The sequence below is a fragment of the Chitinophagaceae bacterium genome (genome assembly GCA_016713085.1).
Classification (GTDB): domain Bacteria; phylum Bacteroidota; class Bacteroidia; order Chitinophagales; family Chitinophagaceae; genus Lacibacter.
On the sequence record JADJPV010000002.1, the window covers coordinates 189567 to 209091 of the forward strand.

Annotated in this window: 15 protein-coding genes; 10 read left to right on the forward strand and 5 right to left on the reverse strand. The window is 38.4% G+C overall.

The window, feature by feature from the left end:
* Positions 1-4 precede the first annotated feature (4 nt).
* From IPK31_13355 to IPK31_13375, 5 genes are all read right to left on the reverse strand, one after another.
* Complete coding sequence (locus IPK31_13355; GenBank protein ID MBK8088838.1) at positions 5-847, reverse strand: class II fructose-bisphosphate aldolase; 843 nt, start codon at positions 845-847, stop codon at positions 5-7.
* The gene (locus IPK31_13360; protein MBK8088839.1) at positions 837-1790 is read right to left on the reverse strand and encodes a carbohydrate kinase family protein; all 954 of its coding nucleotides are present in this window, start codon (positions 1788-1790) and stop codon (positions 837-839) included. Before IPK31_13360 ends, IPK31_13355 begins: the two co-directional genes overlap by 11 nt.
* Before the next feature lie 9 nt (positions 1791-1799).
* Complete coding sequence (locus IPK31_13365; protein ID MBK8088840.1) at positions 1800-2753, reverse strand: hypothetical protein; 954 nt, start codon at positions 2751-2753, stop codon at positions 1800-1802.
* A 5-nt stretch (positions 2754-2758) separates the two neighbouring features.
* Positions 2759-3913 carry an SIS domain-containing protein gene (locus IPK31_13370; GenBank protein MBK8088841.1) on the reverse strand — a complete coding sequence of 385 codons (1155 nt, stop codon included), beginning with the start codon at positions 3911-3913 and terminating at the stop codon, positions 2759-2761.
* Positions 3914-4118: 205 nt separating this feature from the next.
* Positions 4119-4982, reverse strand: coding sequence for a DMT family transporter (locus IPK31_13375; protein MBK8088842.1), 864 nt, complete (start codon positions 4980-4982; stop codon positions 4119-4121).
* A 167-nt stretch (positions 4983-5149) separates the two neighbouring features.
* Between IPK31_13375 and IPK31_13380 the strand changes: the two genes are divergently transcribed.
* From IPK31_13380 to IPK31_13425, 10 genes are all read left to right on the forward strand, one after another.
* Positions 5150-6505, forward strand: coding sequence for a Gfo/Idh/MocA family oxidoreductase (locus IPK31_13380; GenBank protein MBK8088843.1), 1356 nt, complete (start codon positions 5150-5152; stop codon positions 6503-6505).
* A gap of 278 nt (positions 6506-6783) precedes the next feature.
* Entirely contained in the window at positions 6784-7569 is a 786-nt protein-coding gene (locus tag IPK31_13385) for a DeoR/GlpR transcriptional regulator (protein MBK8088844.1), read from the forward strand.
* A gap of 643 nt (positions 7570-8212) precedes the next feature.
* The gene (locus IPK31_13390) at positions 8213-11374 is read left to right on the forward strand and encodes a SusC/RagA family TonB-linked outer membrane protein (protein MBK8088845.1); all 3162 of its coding nucleotides are present in this window, start codon (positions 8213-8215) and stop codon (positions 11372-11374) included.
* Positions 11375-11398: 24 nt separating this feature from the next.
* The gene (locus IPK31_13395; protein MBK8088846.1) at positions 11399-12913 is read left to right on the forward strand and encodes a SusD/RagB family nutrient-binding outer membrane lipoprotein; all 1515 of its coding nucleotides are present in this window, start codon (positions 11399-11401) and stop codon (positions 12911-12913) included.
* 267 nt (positions 12914-13180) lie between these two features.
* On the forward strand, positions 13181-14113 hold the full coding sequence (locus tag IPK31_13400) for a PmoA family protein (protein MBK8088847.1): 933 nt from the start codon (positions 13181-13183) through the stop codon (positions 14111-14113).
* 181 nt (positions 14114-14294) lie between these two features.
* Complete coding sequence (locus tag IPK31_13405) at positions 14295-15665, forward strand: Gfo/Idh/MocA family oxidoreductase (protein ID MBK8088848.1); 1371 nt, start codon at positions 14295-14297, stop codon at positions 15663-15665.
* Between the two features lie 119 nt (positions 15666-15784).
* Positions 15785-16792 (forward strand): FAD:protein FMN transferase, encoded by a 1008-nt coding sequence (locus tag IPK31_13410; GenBank protein MBK8088849.1) that lies wholly within the window; start codon positions 15785-15787, stop codon positions 16790-16792.
* 38 nt (positions 16793-16830) lie between these two features.
* Complete coding sequence (locus IPK31_13415) at positions 16831-17313, forward strand: DoxX family protein (GenBank protein ID MBK8088850.1); 483 nt, start codon at positions 16831-16833, stop codon at positions 17311-17313.
* 37 nt (positions 17314-17350) lie between these two features.
* Positions 17351-18982, forward strand: coding sequence for a Gfo/Idh/MocA family oxidoreductase (locus tag IPK31_13420; protein MBK8088851.1), 1632 nt, complete (start codon positions 17351-17353; stop codon positions 18980-18982).
* A 37-nt stretch (positions 18983-19019) separates the two neighbouring features.
* Positions 19020-19520 carry a DoxX family membrane protein gene (locus IPK31_13425; GenBank protein ID MBK8088852.1) on the forward strand — a complete coding sequence of 167 codons (501 nt, stop codon included), beginning with the start codon at positions 19020-19022 and terminating at the stop codon, positions 19518-19520.
* The last annotated feature ends 5 nt before the right edge of the window (positions 19521-19525 follow it).

The window sequence follows — 19525 nt, forward strand, 5'->3', positions numbered from 1 at the left end:
CTTATTACCTGTTAACTTTATTTTGTATGGCAAGCAATTTATCTTGTACAAGTTCAGAAACCGCATTTGTTGCTGTTGGAAATACTTTACGCAAATCAATTTCATCTTCTGAAGTCAACTTTCTTTTCAGGGTTTTCATAAAAGTATTTTTGATTTCAGTTGCCAGGTTTATTTTGCAGATGCCTCTTTGCACTGCCTGCCTCAGCGTATCATGTGGAATACCGGATGCTCCATGTAGTACGAGAGATGCTTCGGTCATTCCCTTAATTTCTGAAAGCCTTAAAAGATCCAGTTTGGGCTCCTCTTTATAAAAACCATGTGCAGATCCAATAGCAACAGCAAGTGCATTTACTCTTGTTTCTTCTACAAAAAATTTAGCTTCTGCAGGTTCTGTAAAGCCAACCCTATCTGTTTTTTGTCCCAGTTTGGCTACATAACCGAGTTCTGCTTCCACGTTGGCTCCGTATTTTTCTGCAAGTTTCACAACGCTTTTTGTAATTCTAATATTTTCATCAAACGATTTTTCACTTGCATCAATCATCACAGAATCGAAACCGGCATCAAGACAATCGGCTGCCAGCTCATACGAATCTCCATGATCAAGATGCAACCATCCTTGCACGTTATAATAGTTAAGCATCGTCCGGGCAAGATTTGCGGCAATGGGAAGGCCCATATATTCTATCGAACTCCTGGTAAGTTGAAGTATGATCGGTTGCTTTACTGCCTGCGCTGCCTGCAGTACTCCTTTAAGCGTTTCAAAATTATAGAAGTTGGTGGCCAATAATGCCTGCCTGCTTTTTTGAAGCTCCTTAAACTTTTCCTGCAATGATAGTTTATTCTTCATACCCAAATATTTCTTTTGCTATTTTCATTGTATTTGATAAATCTGTGAAGGCGGTAGTGCCGCCTGAAGCAGTAGTAGAGATGGCACCGGTGAGATTACCAAATGTTTGGCAGTCTTCAGGGCTGCATCCCTTTATGAATTTGAAAATATACCCCGCATTAAAACTGTCGCCGGCTCCAATTGCATCAACAATTGTTTTATTAACGAATGGTCTGCCGTGTATAAGCTGATTGTTATAACTTAACAGCGAACCATCTTTTCCTCTTTTTACTACAATATAATTTCCCCACTTTGCTATTGTGCTTATTGCTGCTTCCAGCGATTGGGCTTTTGTTAAATGCAGCATCTCTTTTTCATTAGGAAAGAAAATATCTACATGCGGTAATATGGTTTCATAATCGAAATTCCATTGTTCAGATGGATCCCATTGTATATCAAGTGAAGTTGTTAATCCGGTTTCTTTTGCCATTTTAAAAAGACCTGCCAAACTGTTTTTAAACCCGGGCTGAAGAAAATACGATGAGAAATGAAGATGTTTCGACATGCTTAACATCTCCTTCGTTATATCAGTTATACCTAAATGTTTCATTGCTCCCTGGTAGGTAATCATTGCTCTGTCTTCTCCAAAATTGAGAATTACAGTTGCTCCTGTTTTTAATTCAGTACTGGATATGATCATTGACGTATCAACTTTCTTTCGTTCTAACTCTTCCTTGCAAAGAGAACCTAAAATATCATTGCCAATTTTGCCAATAAAGGCAACACGCATGCCCAGTGTACTTAAATTACCGGCAAAAATTGCAGAGGAACTTCCCAGTGTCAGTGTCATACTTTCGGCCAGTTTTTCTTTTCCAACTTCCGGGAATGATTCTATTTGGTTTAAAATCAAATCAGCGTTTAATTCACCTATTACAATAACATCAAATTTTTTTTCACTGCTCATGGTCATTTGTTAAGGTTCCTGGTTGATAAATCGAGATTCAATTGTTGCAAGTTCAATTTCTGAAAAGAGGGTTTCAACATCCTCTTGATAAAAGAACCCCAACTCTTCCCTGATGCAATTGGCAGCACCGCAGGCAACTGCTAATTTTGCTGTTTCAAAAAGGTCGTAGCTTCTCCTGTCTGCCGCTATGAGCCCCGCCATTAACGCATCGCCGCTGCCTACTGCGCTGATTACGTTGCTCAATCTGCAAGTTGCATGAATATAATAATGGTTTTTATTTGCAAGATGAAGACCATCTGCACCAGAAGTAACTGCCACCAATTCACATTTTTCGAGGGCCTTGCTTGCAATCTTCAATGGCGAGTTTTCATGAAAGACCTTAGCCCCTTCGTCATTGTTAATATGGATACAATAAGGATTTACTTTAACGGCAGCAGACAAATATTTTTCAGAACAATCCACAAAGGTTTTAATACCTTTCTTTTTTGCTGCAACTATAAACTCAGGATAGCCAATTTCGTCGGGAGTTATGGGCCAAGAGCCACTTAGGCATACAGCAGTTGCTTTATCCAGTAACCTTATAAATTCCAGCCAAAACAAATATACTTGGTCATCGGTAATGAATGGGCCGCATTCTACTAACTCTGTGTCATTTAAGTCTGTCTTCGATCGAAATGTAAAACAGGTTCTGTTTGGTGAATCAATTGCTGGGCCATAACAATAAACTCCTTTGCTCTCACAAAATTCTTTGATATATTTTCCGGTATCGCCTCCCCAAAATCCCAGCAATACACAAGGTTCTCCCAATTCGGCTAAACCCAATGCTACATGAACGCCTTTTCCTCCGGGAAATGCAAGTTCTTTTTTTATTTTATTTACTTTCCCATGAATAAAGTCATCAAGCCACACGAACTTGTCAACCGAAGGATTTGGACATAAACAAAGAATCATATATAAAATCATTAAGTTCAGTATGGGTAAATATGCACTCCCTGAACGATCCTGTGAATGCTTCCATTTTGCGAAGGTGAATCAGGGGTTAATCCTAACGCAATGGATTTATGAAATCCTATGATTTGAGCAGGAAGTATGCTGCAAACAGCGAAATAATCATCCTGAAGTTTGCCTGCTTCACTCCCCAGATCAATGGTTGAATTTTCGAAGTCTCTTATTTCGTTAAGGTATTGCCCGATACCGATGCTGTACAGGAATTTTTCGCTTTGATCAATTGATTTCACAAGGTCAACCTCGTAATTCCGAACATAAGGATCAGATGAAAACAAATAGATAAGAAGGGAAGATTCGTCAATGACCGCTTTGGGGCCATGTCTGAATCCGAGAAACGAATCGTATTGACAAATAATTTGCCCATCGGTAAGTTCAGTTATTTTCAGATGCGATTCTCTTGCCGTTCCCTTTAAAGGCCCCGATCCAAGAAATACAACTCTTTTGAAATTCAGGTCAGCTACTTTGCTGAGTTCCCGGGAGTATTCGTTCAGGATTTTTTTTCCAAAATCGGCAAGCTTTAAAACATTTCTTTCATTCTGTTCAATATTTGCAATATCTGAAATCAGCAAACCTGCTAATGTCATTGATGTAAACGAACTCGTCATAGCTAAAGCCCGGTCATTAGTTCCTTCCGGAAGTATAAAAACAAATGAGTTGTTTTTGCTTGATGCTACTTTTGCCAATTTTCCGTCAGGGTTACAGGTAATGATTAAATGATAAACGACATTATGTATTTTTTCGGATAGGTTAATGGTAGCAAGGCTTTCAGGGCTATCACCCGATCTGGCAAAAGAAATTAATAAGGTTGGAACTGATTTCTGAAAGAAATCACCTGGATGAGTTACTAAATCGGTGGTAGGGATAGCCCTCGTTGTGAGCCCGGTATTTCTGTAAAATGCCTGCTGAAGAATCTGGCCTATAAATGCAGAAGTACCTGCTCCTGTCAAAATGATCTGTACTTTATCAATTGCAAATATTTTATTTAAAAAAGTAGTGAGTTGATTTTTATTCGATAAGAGTGAATTATACGTATCAACCCATAGTTTTGGCTGGCTGGTTATCTCTTTAGCCATGTGTGAAGATTCCATTAAGTTCAGAACAGTTTTGTTTTCCATAACTAAAATATTTTCATTTCATTTCTTTTCAAAAGTATAATATTTATTTTATCTTTCTTTATTTTTTATTTATTTTATCGAAAAATGAAAATACTGATGCCTGTATGACGAAATAACTGAGTTTTAGAAGTTTATAAAGCGTGAAAACTTAATCAAAGAAGTTGTTGAAAATGTGTGAGATATACTTCAATTCGTAACCTTTTACCTAATTGGCTAAAAGGAACAGAGCCAGTACAGCTAATACCATACCGATAAGAATTATGAAATGAGGGGTTACCCCATAAAGTAAAAGTGATATAATGATTGTAATAACAGGTGCCCCGGCGTTTGTTAAAGGGCTTACCACAATTGCACGTCCATGTCTGAATGCGTACACTAGAAAAAGTGCCCCAAAAGAATTTAAGATTTGAATGGCTGCAGCTAAATAGGGGCCTTTAAATCCCCAATTGATTTCCTGCTTAAAATCTGTCATTAATACAGCTACGGGAATCAGGCCAATGCCTGAAATCATCATATAAAAGAAAATACTTTCTGCTGTAGTATGGTTATTGGCAACTTTCATAAAATAAGCCTGAATACCCCATAATAAAAAGACTAATAATGCAAGAAAAATCCACCATACACCAAATCTTTGACCAGTTTCAGGTGGCTGGTAAGATAGCAGCGGAATGGCAATGATAGCCAATGCAATGCCGAACCAGGATTTGGATGAAGCTTTTTCTTTCAGGAATTTCAAAGAGAGAAAAATTGTTACTAGCGGGGATAATGAAATAAATGGAAAAACCAAATAAGCCGGACCTGTTCTGAGTGCCTGAAATAATAATAACTGGCCAACAGAACCGGAAAAACCAATAATCAAACCATGGGTTACCGCTTTTTTATGAGTGTCTAATTTCCAGCCTGTCAGCTTCATACCAATTACTGCGGGAATAATCATGGTTAACGACCAGGTTATGTAACCGAGCGTGGCCGGAAATCCCGCTTTTTCCGGAATTTCAATAAAGGCACCCCATACCCCCCAAAAAACAGTTGTTACTAAAGCATAAATGAACCAGGAATTATGTTTCATAATGAGGCGTTTAATTTTTGCTATGATTCAATAAAAAAAAGTAAAAAAGTAAGGTAAAGAAAATATATTTGATAGTATTTTTCTTTATCTTGCTAAAATGAAATGAATTTGTAAATCTAAAAGTAAAAATAATTATTGATTAAAGAGTACAATTAAAAATAGATGATATGGAAAGAAGAAAATTTGTAAAGGATGCCGCATTAGCTACTGCAGCTTTTAGTATCATTCCCTCAATACGTTTGATGGCAAATGCTGATAAAAGGGTTAAGCTGGCTTTAATTGGAGTTGGTTTAAGAGGACAAAGCCATTTGGATAATCTGCTTCGCAGAAATGATGTAGAAGTGGTTGCTATATGTGACATAGATGAGAGGATGCTCAGTATGTCAGCAGAGCTATTTAAAAAATCCGGGAAGTCAATGCCCCCGGTGTTCAAAGGTGATCCATTCGCCTACAGAAAACTTCTGGAGCTGAAAAATATTGATGCAGTTATCATTTCTACTCCCTGGGAATGGCATACTGTGATGATTGTTGATAGTTTACAGGCTGGAATAAAGTATGTTGGAACCGAGGTTATGTTGGGCATTACTCTTGATGATCACTGGAAAGTTGTTCATGAAGCTGAAAAGCAGAAAGCTCATGTGTCTATGTTGGAAAATGCCTGTTATTTCAGAGATGTATTGGCCGTACTTAATATGGTAAGACAGGGGCTTTTTGGAGAAATCATTCATTTGCAGGCGGGGTATCAACACGATTTAAGAGGAGTAAAATTCAATAACGGTGTTGATCCTTATGACAGTGGTGCCGAGTTTGGAGAAAAAGGCTTTTCGGAAGCAAAATGGCGAACAAATCATTCCATACACCGCAATGGTGATTTATATCCCACACATGGAATAGGGCCAGTTGCCACAATGATTGATATTAATAAAGGGAATCGTTTTTTATCACTTAATTCTTTTGCAACAAAGTCAAGAGGGCTCCATGAATATATTGTAAAAAAGGGAGGGAAAGATCACCCTAATGCCAATGTAAAATTTAAACTGGGTGATATTGTAACTACTCAAATTAAATGTGCCAATGGGGAAACAATTTTACTGCAACATGATACCAACCTGCCACGGCCTTATTCTCTTGGCTACCGTGTGCAGGGTACAAAGGGGTTGTGGATGCAACTAAACCATTCTGTTTATGTTGAAGATTCATCTCCGAAACACCAATGGGAAGACGAAAAAAAATGGATGGAAAAATACGATCATCCATTATGGAAAAAATGGGGTAGCAGTGATATAGAAAATGCAGCAGGTCATGGGGGAATAGACTTTTTTGTACTTCATGGTTTTATTGAATCAATTAAGCGCCGTGTTGCACCACAAATGGATGTATATGACGCGGCGGCTTGGAGTGCCATAACCCCCCTTAGTGAAATGAGTATAGAACTGGGTAATGAAACCATTGACTTCCCCGATTTTACCAATGGGCAATGGATGTACAGGAAAAACAGTTTTGGGATAACGGAAGATTTCTAACGAATGCTTTTTGTGATACTATTCTTTTTTGTACTGTTTTGTGTGGCTGACCGGGTGTATTTAAAATTGTCCCCACCAGCCAGCGACAATTTTAAATGCACCAGGCTGACCAGAAAATTTTATTCAAATTTATTTTTCCTTACTTTTGGAGCATAAAATAGAAAAGGTAAAAAATAGCGACTGATATACAATATTTTAAGTTTGCATTACACCAAAAATTTGTAATTCAGATTTTTATTTCCTAAACTAAATTATCAATTTTTCTTTAAAGAATAATTATGGAAAAAGGTCAGGGTAAATCTACAGTAGGCCGAAGAATAAAAATAATAGAATCTCTCAAATTAAACGGCCAGGTGAATGTAGCAGAACTAAGTGAATCTTTAGGCGTAACCGTAGTAACTGTAAGAAATGATTTGAAACAGTTGGAAAAAAAAGGCGTGCTTATAAGGGCAAGAGGTGGAGCAATAAAAGTTGGACAAAGCAGTTCGGACGAGGATTACCCATTGTCTGACAAGCAAAAAAAACATCTCGTTGAAAAAATTGAGATCGGGAAAAAAGCGGCTGAATTAATTGAAGACAGCAATACAATCATTATAGATTCAGGATCTACTACTTTTGAGTTGGCAAAAAATCTGAAAAAATTCAGGGATCTTACTGTTATAACCAACGCATTGAATGTAGCCACCCTGCTGGCCGAATATAGCAATGTTAATGTGATTGTTCCGGGTGGAATGTTGAAGAAAAATTCAATGTCGCTGGTAGGTATGCTGGCAGAAAAGGGGTTTAATGATTATTTCTGCGATAAACTGTTTTTAGGTGTAGATGGCTTTGATTTGGGTTTCGGTATCTCAACCCCCAATCCGGAAGAAGCTCATTTAAACCAAGTGATGATTGAAATATCGAAAGAAGTGATTGTAGTGGCGGATTCCAGTAAGTTTCAAAAAAGAGGCTTTGCATTTATTGCTCCAGTAAATAAAATTCATACAGTGGTTACTGATAAAGGCATTACTGCTGAAAACAAATTAAAACTCGAAGGCATGGGCGTTAAGGTTGTAATTGCATAAACTTTACCATTTACAGTGCACCAATTTGTCAGTCGGTAAACGTCGGTAATTAAATCAATTAAAACTGCCTCTCATTAATTCAGTGAAAACACAGCGGCTTCTTTTTGACTGTCTCCCATAAACTACCACCTAATTCTTGCAAATCTAACAAAGTCTGATACTGGCACCAGAAATTTCTCTACAGAAGGAATATTATTTCTTCGAGAAATAAATTATCACAAACGCTTATCTTTTTACCAAGGAATAATCTAATGCGAATTACAGATTTACAAAGCAAATATTATAGTAAAAAGATCTTCTAAACACCAATTTGAGTACCTAACTGTTTAAAACAACAGAGGCTATGCTTTCGGATTCTGGTGGCGTGAACTGTTTGGCTTATTATTCAGTGGTTTTGATTTTTTACAAAGTGCATTCAGAAAATTACTTTTCTACAGCCAATGTATTTAGAACGGGATTTATAACATGCTAATTAATAGAAGGTTATTCAAACGAAAGTGGGATATATAAAAGAAATGAGTAAAAAAGAAAAAATATGTAAGAAAAAAAAGTTGAAAAATATAAAAAGAAAATTTTTTTATTTCAAAACCTTTCTTTTAACTTTAACTGTCAATTAAATACTTAGTTTATAAAAAAATAAACGATGAAATCAAAACTGCACCAAAGGGTAATACTGCTTACCTGTTTTTTACTTGCTTTTCTTGTTAATCTCCAGGCGCAACGCCAAACTGTTTCTGGTATTGTATTTTCTGAGAGTGAAAAAACCCCATTAGCCGGAGTTAGTGTTACCGTACAAGGGGCAGCTACTGGTACTGTTACAGATGAAAAAGGGAAATACAGCATATCAGTATCTTCTGGAAATGTAATAATCGTTTTTTCTTTCACGGGTTATATTTCCCAAACGGTGAATGTAAATAACAGATCCACTATTGATATTACCCTGACAAGGAGCGATGGTCAACTTGCCGAAGTAGTTGTTACAGCGGTTGGTATTGAAAGACAAAAAAAATCGCTTGGTTATTCAGCACAAACAGTAAAAGGTGATGAACTGTTAAAAGCAAGAGAAATAAATGTAGCAAATTCACTGCAGGGCAAAGTAGCTGGTGTGTTTGTTAGTCCATCCTCCACCGGCCCGGGGGGATCAACTTATATTAATATACGGGGCGCCAGTTCATTTACCGGTAATAACCAACCTTTATATGTTGTAGATGGAGTACCAATTGACAACCAAACCCTGGGAGCTCCGGATTTATATAACAGTAAGGGGCAAAGCCGGGATTATGGAGACGGTATTGGTAATATACTGGCTGATGATATTGCATCGGTAACAGTTTTAAAGGGCCCCAATGCTGCTGCATTGTATGGAGCCCGTGGCGCAACCGGTGTTATTTTAATTACCACAAAAAAGGGAAGTGCCGGTAAAAAAATTGGTGTTGACTACACAATAAACGCAACGTTCGAAAAACCGAATGTTTTACCAAAACGTCAGAATGCGTATGGCCCTGGTTATGATGATGTAATTGATTATTGGTATGATGCCACAGTCGGGGGACAGCCGGTTAAAGTGCTTCCAAACTGGATACCTGATATGTGGGGAGCAAAATTTGACGGAAGGGCCGTTACAATTGAACAATGGCCTGATGCGGGAGTATTAAAGTATAGTGGCGCTGGCGATGATAATGTAAGCAAGTTTTACCGTACAGGCAGCACCTTGAGCAACACTCTTGCTGTTTCAGGAAGTAATGATAAAGCCAATTTCAGATTATCATTGAATGATCTGAGAAATAAAGGAATTTATCCTACATCCAAATTAGACCGCCAAACGATTAATTTAAAAGCTGGTTTTAATGCAACAGATAAATTATATGTAGAAGGTAAAATAAACTATATACGGCAACACGGCGAAAACAGGCCTGGCAGCGGTCTTGATATTAACACGATTTCTATGTCATTAAACAGGATCCCTGCATTTGTTAGTTTGGATTTGCTTAAAAATTACAAAACTGCTGATGGGCAATCCAACAACTGGACTGACGGAAGGCCCTTTAACCCATACTGGATTCTTTATGAAATGCCAGGGCAGGATAGCAGGGATCGTATTATAGGATATGTTTTGGCACGATATAAATTCAATAACTGGCTTACTTTGCGGGCAAGGACTGGAACCGATTTTTATACTGATATCAGGAATTCGCATATTGGTGTAAATACACCCACTGGTTTCAGCAATCTTCGCCGTGGCCAGGTAAATAACTCAGAGGCACATATTAAAGAGGAGAACAGCGATGTACTGCTTACAGCAGATGGGAAGCTTACCAATCAGTTTACAGGATCTTTTTCTGTTGGTGCCAACCACTTGAACAGAAGAGAAGAATATATGTTTGCCCAGGGAAATAACCTGAACATTGATGGTATTTATAACCTTGCCAATGCAGGTCTTGTTGTAGCCTCCACTTATCTGGAAAGAAAGCAGATAAATTCAGCCTATTTTACAGGTCAGTTAGGATATAAGAATTATCTTTTTCTTGATGTTTCAGGCAGAAATGACTGGTCTTCTACTCTTGGTGTAAATAATTACTCTTTTTTCTATCCTTCAGTCAGTACAAGTTTTGCTTTTACAGATGCCTTTAGTTTCAATCCAAAGATTTTATCTTTTGGTAAACTCAGGGTATCTTATGCACAGGCTGGAAATGATGCAAGTCCTTACCGAACTAAAATTGGCTATTACCTTTACCCAGGAAGTTTTAACGGACAGCAATACGCCGGTATTCAGGGCGACATCCCGCTCTTAGATCTTAAGAACGAACTGACAGGTTCTGTTGAGGTTGGAACTGAATTAAGGTTTTTGAATAACAGGATTGGTCTTGATTTAACTTATTATAATTCATCAACCAAAAATCAGATTGTAGGTATTAATATTCCACAGGCAACAGGATTCAATTCCAAACTGATTAATGCTGGTGAGATAAGGAACCAGGGGATAGAAATCCTCCTGACCGGCACACCTGTTAAAACAAAAAACATTACCTGGGATGTTACGTTGAATTTATCCAGGAACAGATCAAAAGTAATTTCTCTTGCGCCGGGTATTGATGCGCTTACACTAACGAGTACTGGTGAAATGAGTATTGAAGCCAGGCCAGGCCTGCCCTATGGAAACATTGTAGGCTATGCTTTTAAAAGGAATCCGGATGGAGATAAATGGTTAGATGACGATGGAAGATATCAACAGGAAGACAGCGTATCTGTTCTAGGCAATATTCAGCCCGATTTTATAGGTGGATTGAACAATAGTTTTTCTTATAAAGGATTTACAATAAGTGTACTGGTTGATTTTAGAAAAGGAGGTAAAATATTTTCTTATTCTAAACAACAGCAATGGAGTAATGGAACAGGAAAAACTACCGAAAATGGAGAGAACCTGATATCAGACGGGGTTATCCTGAATTCAACTACTGGCAAATTTGAAAAGAGTACTAAGGTTGTTGGCAGAATGAATTATTATACCAGCATGAGTTGGGGAAATATTGCAGAAGCTTTTGTACTTCCTGCAGACTATGCAGCCCTTCGGGAAATATCAGTGGGATACGATGTAGGTACTATTTTAAAGAAAAGTATTTTTCGCACAGCAAAATTATCCATCGTGGGAAGAAACCTCTTATACATCTATAGAAACCCTGAGCTTAAACTAATGGGTGCAAATCCTGAAGGCGCTTATGGCCCCAGCACTGTTGCCCAGGGATTTGAAACTACAGGAATACCATCCACAAGGAGTGTAGGTATTAATTTATCATTTTCTTTCTAACCATCATGCTTAAAATGAAATATTATGAAGCGTAATACTCTATTAATAAAAATTGTAACCGTTGTTTTTTGTGCAGCATTCATTACAGGGTGTACAAAAAAATTTGAAGAAATCAATACAAGCCCAACACTGGTTACAAAGGATAAAATCAAACCATCATTACTGCTGACCTCTGTACTGAAGAATTCTGTTTTTGAAGTTTCCAGTCAGGGTGTTACATCAAACTTTGCGGGATTTTATACAAACCCTGCTTCAGGTGATATTTTTTTGGATCGTGATTTTGGTGGCGACTTTGGAAGTTACAGCAGCTATCTTATAAATATTGCGGAGATAATCCGGCTTACTGCAAACGATCCTGCTCTCAGCAATCAAAATGCTATTGCAAGAATTTGGAAAGCGTGGTTGTTTCAACGGCTTACTGATAAGTACGGTGATATCCCTTATACAGATGCGGTTCATGATGCAGACAATATCGTCCTTCAACCTAAGTACGATAAACAGGAAGACATCTATAAAGATTTGCTGAAAGAATTAAAAGAGGCCGCCGCACAATTAGTTGTTGATCCTGCTAAGGCATCATTTGGGAGTGCGGATATTCTCTTGGGTGGTAGTGTAGATGGTTGGAAAAGATTTGCCAATTCATTGCGTTTAAGGATGGCTATCAGAGTACGTTATGCAGATGCCACGCTTGCTGCTCAGCATATCACAGAGGTTATAACAGGTCCATTGATTCAGAATAATTCTCAGAATGTAACATTATCAACTTTGGATGATGGACAAAGCGACAACCTGAATGAACTTTATTCCAAAAATTTGCGGCAGCCCGATAATATGACCGTATCATTTACAGTAACAGATAATTTACTGAGGGTAAATGATCCAAGATTATCCCTGTTTGCAAAACCTGCTGTTAAACCTGCACCCGGCGCTTTGTACAGGGGAGCGCCACTTCAGATCGGTGGAGACCAAAGACCAAGATACGGAACAGATTCAGTATCGCTGATGGGTGATTATTTTTTGCAGCCAGTATTCGATATTGTTGTTATGAATGCTGCTGAAGTATATTTCCTGAGGGCTGAAGCTGCCTTGGCAAGTTTAACTTCTGAAAACGCCCAGCTAATGTATGCTGCAGGTATTCAGGCAGCAATGGATCAGTATGGAATTGCTTCTTCAGCTACCACAACTTACCTTGCTTCTGCTGCCGGTACATTAACAGGAACTACCGAGCAAAAACTGGAGCAGATTATTGTACAGAAATGGCTTGGCATTTATTATAATGGTGATGAAGGTTGGGCTGAGTTCAGGCGTACCGGTTACCCAAGAATATGGACGGGTAATGTATTGGGTGATACAGGAGGTAAAGTTCCCCGCAGGTTCACCTATCCAAGAAGTGAATTCTTGCAAAACCAGGCCAGTGTGCAGGAAGCCATCAGCAGGCTTACTGGTGGCGATGAATTATTGAGCAGGATATGGTGGGATAAAAAAGCAGGACTACCTTTCGCTCATCCAAAGCAGGGAATGTTTCCGCCTGAATTTTAAAGTTTTTTGAAGGAGCAAAATGGGGAATAGCTCCATGTTGATAAAACCAATAAGATTAAATAAACGATTTCGTTTTGGTATAGCAGGCAATTAGATGATGAAAGGGCTGTCCCAATGGACAGCCCTTTACTTTGATAACGTTAGTAGTAAGAATAAGTTCCTGATCTTCTGTATATCAAGATTAGTAACTGAATAATCTGTTCAAAAAGTAAGTAGTTTTGAAATTCTCTATAAGTGCAAATGGAATGTTTTTTTTATAAGCCATCAATGATCAGGCTCCTGCTGATTTTTTTCTGCTGTTTTGTTTTTGCATATACAAACATATCTGCACAAGGGTTTGTAACAATCAAAACACCTGAAGGCGTTGAAATATCAGAGAATGGTAAAAAAGTGTTGTTCTTTCAGCAAAAGCCAAAATCGTTAAATGGAGAATACAACAGGGCAGGCTATATACATCCTCTTTACAGTTTGAATGAAAATACTCTCACTCAAGATTTTCCAGATGATCATCCCTATCACAGGGGAATCTTTTGGGCCTGGCATCAACTGGTATTGAATAATAAAAAAATTGCTGATGGATGGATTTCTGAAAATATTTCCTGGAGACCGTTAACCCTTACAATAAAAAAGAAAAAAAAGTATGTAACGCTTCATTCACAAATGTTATGGGAATGTGTATTGGAGAATAATAAACCTGTTGCAGTCATAAAAGAAGCTGCAAACATCACAGTATATAAATCAACCCACCGGTACAGGGTATTGGATTTTGACATTATGCTGTTACCATTGGTTGACAGTTTGAAAATTGGCGGATCAGAAGACGCTAAAGGCTATGGAGGATTTTGTTTGCGATTAAAACTTCCTAAAGATGTTTCATTTATTTCTGACAATAAAGAGGTGATACCACAGGAAACTGCTGTTACAGCCGGTGAATGGATGAACTTCAGCGGATCTTTTGAAAGCGAAACCTCCACAAAAACAGGTATTGTTGTTTTTTGCAGTCCTTCTAATCCCGGTATTCAGCAGCGTTGGATTTTACGAAAGGAGGCAAGTATGCAGAACGTTCCATATCCTGGAAACACACCTGTGGTAATTCCATCTGAGGGTTTGAGACTGAAATATCGTATCATCATTCATAACGGTGAGGTGGGTAATGATGAAATTGAAAAATTATATCAGAAATATTTTCAAGGATCGTAAGTTCTACAAGGATTACTGTGTTTGTCTGTTTGCTGTTAACCAAAAGAAATAGGTGGAAATGCCTGTTTCGAAATGTGATGGTATGATTGAAGAATGAAATTATTATGTATGTAATCAACAAGAAAAGGTTTGTGTTTATTTTGCTTATTCTAAAATGTTATTAAACTAAATATCAAAGCTTATGTCTTCTTTATCACGCCGGGATGTATTAAAAGCATTGGGAATTTCCATTGGTGGAACTGTATTGCCGCTCTCATCCTGGGCAACCAATGAACTGGGTGAAAAAATTATTCTTCCCGATTTTAGTAACAGTTTACAACTTGACAAAGCTGTTACCACTATCACCTGTGGTGCAGGAAACCGTGGTAATGTGTATGGAGGTTTTTCACTGGAATACCCTGATCAGCTGGATATTGTTGGTGTGGCTGAACCCATTGCCATCCGCAATGAACGTTATGCAAAAAAACATAACATCAAAGATGAAAACCGTTTTGTTACCTGGGAAGATGTATTCAAACGTCCAAAGTTTGCCGATGCTATTATTATCACCACTCCTGATAATCTGCACTACGGTCCCTGTATGAAAGCACTGGAAATGGGTTACAATGTGCTGCTTGAAAAACCCATCTCCCCCAGCGAAAAAGAATGCCGTGATATTTTAGCCATGACAAAGAAAACAGGAAAGATCGTTGCTGTCTGTCATGTACTTCGTTATGCTCCTTATTTTGTTGAGCTGCGTAAGATTATACAAAGTGGTGTTTTAGGAAAAGTGGTAAGTGTACAGCACCTGGAACCAATTGAACATATTCACATGAGTCATTCTTATGTGCGTGGCAACTGGCATAACAGTAAGGAAACAACACCAATCATACTTGCAAAGAGTTGTCATGACCTGGATATTCTCCGCTGGATGCTCGACAAACAAAGTAAGAGCATTCATGCAATGGGCGATCTGAGCTGGTTCAATCATTCCAATGCACCCGAAGGAAGTACGGCACGTTGCAGTGACGGATGTAAAGTGGAAGCAAGCTGTCCTTATTCTGCTTTAAAAATTTATTACCGTGAACGTGGACGCAATTATGTGTTTGATTTACCGGAAGAGAAAGACAAGCAGGCTGCTTATGTGCTGGAACAGTTGAAAACAACCAACTACGGCAGGTGTGTATATAAAATGGATAATGATCAACCTGATCATTATATCACCAATATTCAGTTTGACGGTGGAGTTACAGCCAGTTTCAGTATGGAAGCCTTTACTTCTTATGAAGGAAGAAGAACAAGAGTGATGGGAAGCTTAGGTGATGTGGTTGGTGACATGACCAGCTTTGTGCATACCGATTTTCAAACTGGCAAAAAAACAGAATGGAAAACAGCAACAGATGGGCATGGTGGCGGCGACTGGCGTTTAGCTGCAAACTTCGTAGAGGCTGTTGCAAAGAATGATGCCTCTCTTTTAACATCCACCATTGATGCTTCTATTGAAAGTCATTTAATGGGATTTGCTGCGGAACAAAGCAGGAAAAAAGGCAAAGTGATGAATATTCATTTATAAAAAATCATCTTGTATAAAAAATTAGCCTGCCAAATACTGGCGATCATGCACCGGAAAATTACATCAAATCAACTAATTATCCGGGAGCGAAAAGAGAGATTTGAAAATTTATAGCAGCAATGAAATTTATATTCTTATCCTTTGGTACATTTCTATTCCTTATCAGTTGTAAACCTGGTATAAAAGATACCATTAAAATATCCGGAGTTGCACAGGGAACTGCTTATCATATCACTTATCACGCAAAACAAAATACTAATTATAGACGGGCAGTTGATTCTATTCTCAGGAGAATTGATTTATCCCTGTCAACTTATGTTCCTGCATCCATTATTTCGAGAATTAATAATGGCGATACATCGGTTATAACAGATGATTATTTTACAGACGTGTTTAATAAAGCGGTAGAAGTTTCAGAAAAAACCAACGGTGTTTTTGATATCACCGTTGCCCCGCTCATCAATGCGTACGGGTTCGGTTTTACCAAAAAACAAAAAGTTGACAGCATACTTGTTGACAGTATTCTGCATTTCATCGGATATAAAAAAGTAAAGCTCGAAGGAAAAAAACTGGTAAAGGAAATGCCGCAGGTAATGCTTGATTTTAATGCAATCGCTCAGGGATATACGGTTGATGTTTTAGCGTCTTTTCTTGAAAGTAAGGGCATCAGCAACTACATGATCGAATTGGGCGGAGAAACAAAGGCAAATGGAAAAAAAGCGGACGGCACATTTTGGACAGTTGGCATTGAACAGCCAAATGAAATTATGAGCGACGGATCAGTTTTACAGGCAATTGTTAAGTTAAAAAACAAGGCATTAGCCACTTCAGGAAATTATAAAAAATACTATATCGAAAACGGGAAAAAATATACGCATATCATTAACCCGTTTACCGGATACCCTGCTAAAAATAATTTACTGAGTGCCAGTGTATTTGCCGGCAGTTGTATGACCGCTGATGCATACGCTACATCGTTTATGGTAATGGGATTAGAAAAAGCAAAACAGTTTTTAGCAGAACATGAAGAATTAAACCTTGATGTTTTTTTTATTTATGATGAAGATGGCTCCTGGAAAACTTTCACTTCCGAAAAGTTGAAAGAGAATGTAGAAGTAATAAAGTAAAATATATCTTTCTATTTATACAGAACAACTTAAATGGCATGACAACACAAACATTTTCAACAGCACAACGCTACGGCCTGGTAGTGCTACGCATTTTAATAGGCTGGCATTTTTTATACGAAGGAATCATAAAATTGTATAACCCTTTGTGGACGGCAAAAGGCTATCTCCTGAGTGCAACAATACTAAAACCTTTTTTTCGATGGCTTGCTGATGCTTCAATCATTTCTGTTATTGATACATTAAATATCGTTGGTTTAATTGCAGTAGGTATAAGCCTGATCATTGGGTTTAAAGTGCGTTGGGGTTGTATTGCGGGGATGTTATTATTGTTGTTTTACTACCTTGCCCATCCTCCTTTTCCGGGTTTGCCACCAGGTATTGCGGAAGGTTCTTACTGGATCGTAAACAAGAACCTCATTGAAATGGCAACGCTTTTTATCATTTATCAATTCTCTGCTGCACCAATGTTTGGAATTGAAACTTTGTTTAAAAAGAAAAATAAAACATCTGGTCAATAATTCTAAGAATTTATTACTTCACTTTAATCTGAATACAATGGCAAACGAGAATGATCATTTTAAAAAATGGAACCGCAGGGATATACTCAAAAGCCTTGGTGGAATTCCCCTTCTGGGTGCAGTTTGGTATGCCGGGGCCGACCTTGCCGGTTCTGCATCACGTGAAAGACAATTTCTGTTAGAAACATTAAACATAGAAGCATCGCCGCCACCTGCCACCGGGCCTATGAGCGGCGAACCGCTTCGTATTGGCATAATTGGTTTTGGCGGCAGGGGCGAAGACCTTTGCAGGGCACTCGGTTTTGCAACAAATGAGTGGCTTAAAGAAATGCAGGAAGCTGCCAGCACGAATCCAAATAATAAAAGACTGGCGGAGTTTAAAGCACAGGAAAACCTGAATGTAAAACTGGTTGCTGTATGCGATGTGTTTGATATAAAGGCACAGCGGGCTTTAGACTCATTCAATAACAATACAAATAAAATCAAACGGTTTCGTACGCATACAGAATTAATAAACAGCGGCGAAGTGGATGCAGTTATTATTGCTACTCCGGATCATTGGCATGCACCTATTTCCATTGATGCATTGAATGCCGGTGTACATGTATATGTAGAAAAACCAATGACACATAATATTTCGGAAACATATACACTTAGGGAAACGGTTAAAAAAAATCCGAAAACAGTTTTTGCGGTAGGCCATCAGCATCGCCAAACGCAGAGTTTTTTAACCGCACAGGATGTTATCAAAAAAAATATCCTTGGTCATGTTTCACTCGTTGTATCCAACACAAACCGTAATGATGATAACGGCGCCTGGCAGTACGATATACATGAAAAGGCCAGTGAGCAAACTATTGACTGGAACCAGTTTATAGGGAATGCGCCGCAAGTGCCATTTAATACTGAGCATTTTTTCCGCTGGAGAAAGTGGTGGGCTTACGGATCGGGATTATCCGGTGATTTGCTTACCCATGATTTTGATCGCATCAACTGCATTTTGAAAATGGGTATCCCAAATTCTGTAACTGCTTCGGGAGGTATCTATACACATCGTGACGGACGCAATGTTCCCGATGTGCTGCAGGTAAATATGGAGTACCCGGATTTTACTAACGGATCAAGTCAAACGCAGGGAAAAGAAAAGGGAATGACCTTTGTTTATAGTGCCACACTTGGTAATCAGTTTGACAGGGGAACTGTGATGATGGGGCATGATGGCAGTATGGAATTAGGTAACCAGATCACGGTATATGCTGATTCGGGTAGTACCAAATATGCTGAACTTTTGAAAGAGGGAAGAATAGAGCCAGGCGTTCCGCTTTATCAGTATGACCCTGCTGCCAATGGAGTAGATGCTGTTACTTCGGCTACTGCAAAATATTTTGCCAACAAAGGGTTACTGTGGACTTACAGAGATGGCAAACGTGTTGACAGCACATTTCTTCACATCAGAGAATGGTTAAGTTGTATCCGCAACGGTGGCACACCGAGTTGTTCCATTAAAGAAGGATTTGAAGAAGCTATTTCTGCACACATGGCAGGCCTTTCTTATAAATTGGGAAGAAAGATAGATTGGGATCGGGTAACAGAGCGAATAATAGCAAAGCCCGGCGAAGATCTTGATGCCTTGTTGTTAGCAAATAAAGAAAGCCTTGTAAAAGCATAAATGCTCACAATCATATTTAAAACTTATAGCAGATAGCATGAGAGACAAAGTACTATTTACCAGGCTGCAGTTAACAACACTTGTGGCATTGCGTTTTTTAATTGGCTGGCATTTATTGTATGAGGGGTTCTCAAAAATTCTGCAATCCAACTGGTCATCCATTGGTTTTTTAAGAGAATCAAAATGGATACTGGAAGGGTTTTCAAATTGGATCATTTCAAATCCTGCGGTGCTGAGCGCTGTAGATTTTTTAAATAGCTGGGGACTGATTGCCATTGGATCAGGTTTGATACTGGGACTGTTTACAAGAGTTGCAGCCATATCGGGAGCGTTACTTCTTTTCATGTACTACCTGAATAACCCGCCCTTAATTGGTTTGGAGTATTCAACACCCAATGAAGGAAACTATTTAGTGGTAAGCAAAACATTAATCGAATCGGTTGCTTTAATTCTGCTGGCTGTATTTCCAACCAGTCATATAATCGGGTTAGATTATTTCTGGACAAAATTTAATATCACCGGGGCAAATAAAAAATAATTTCT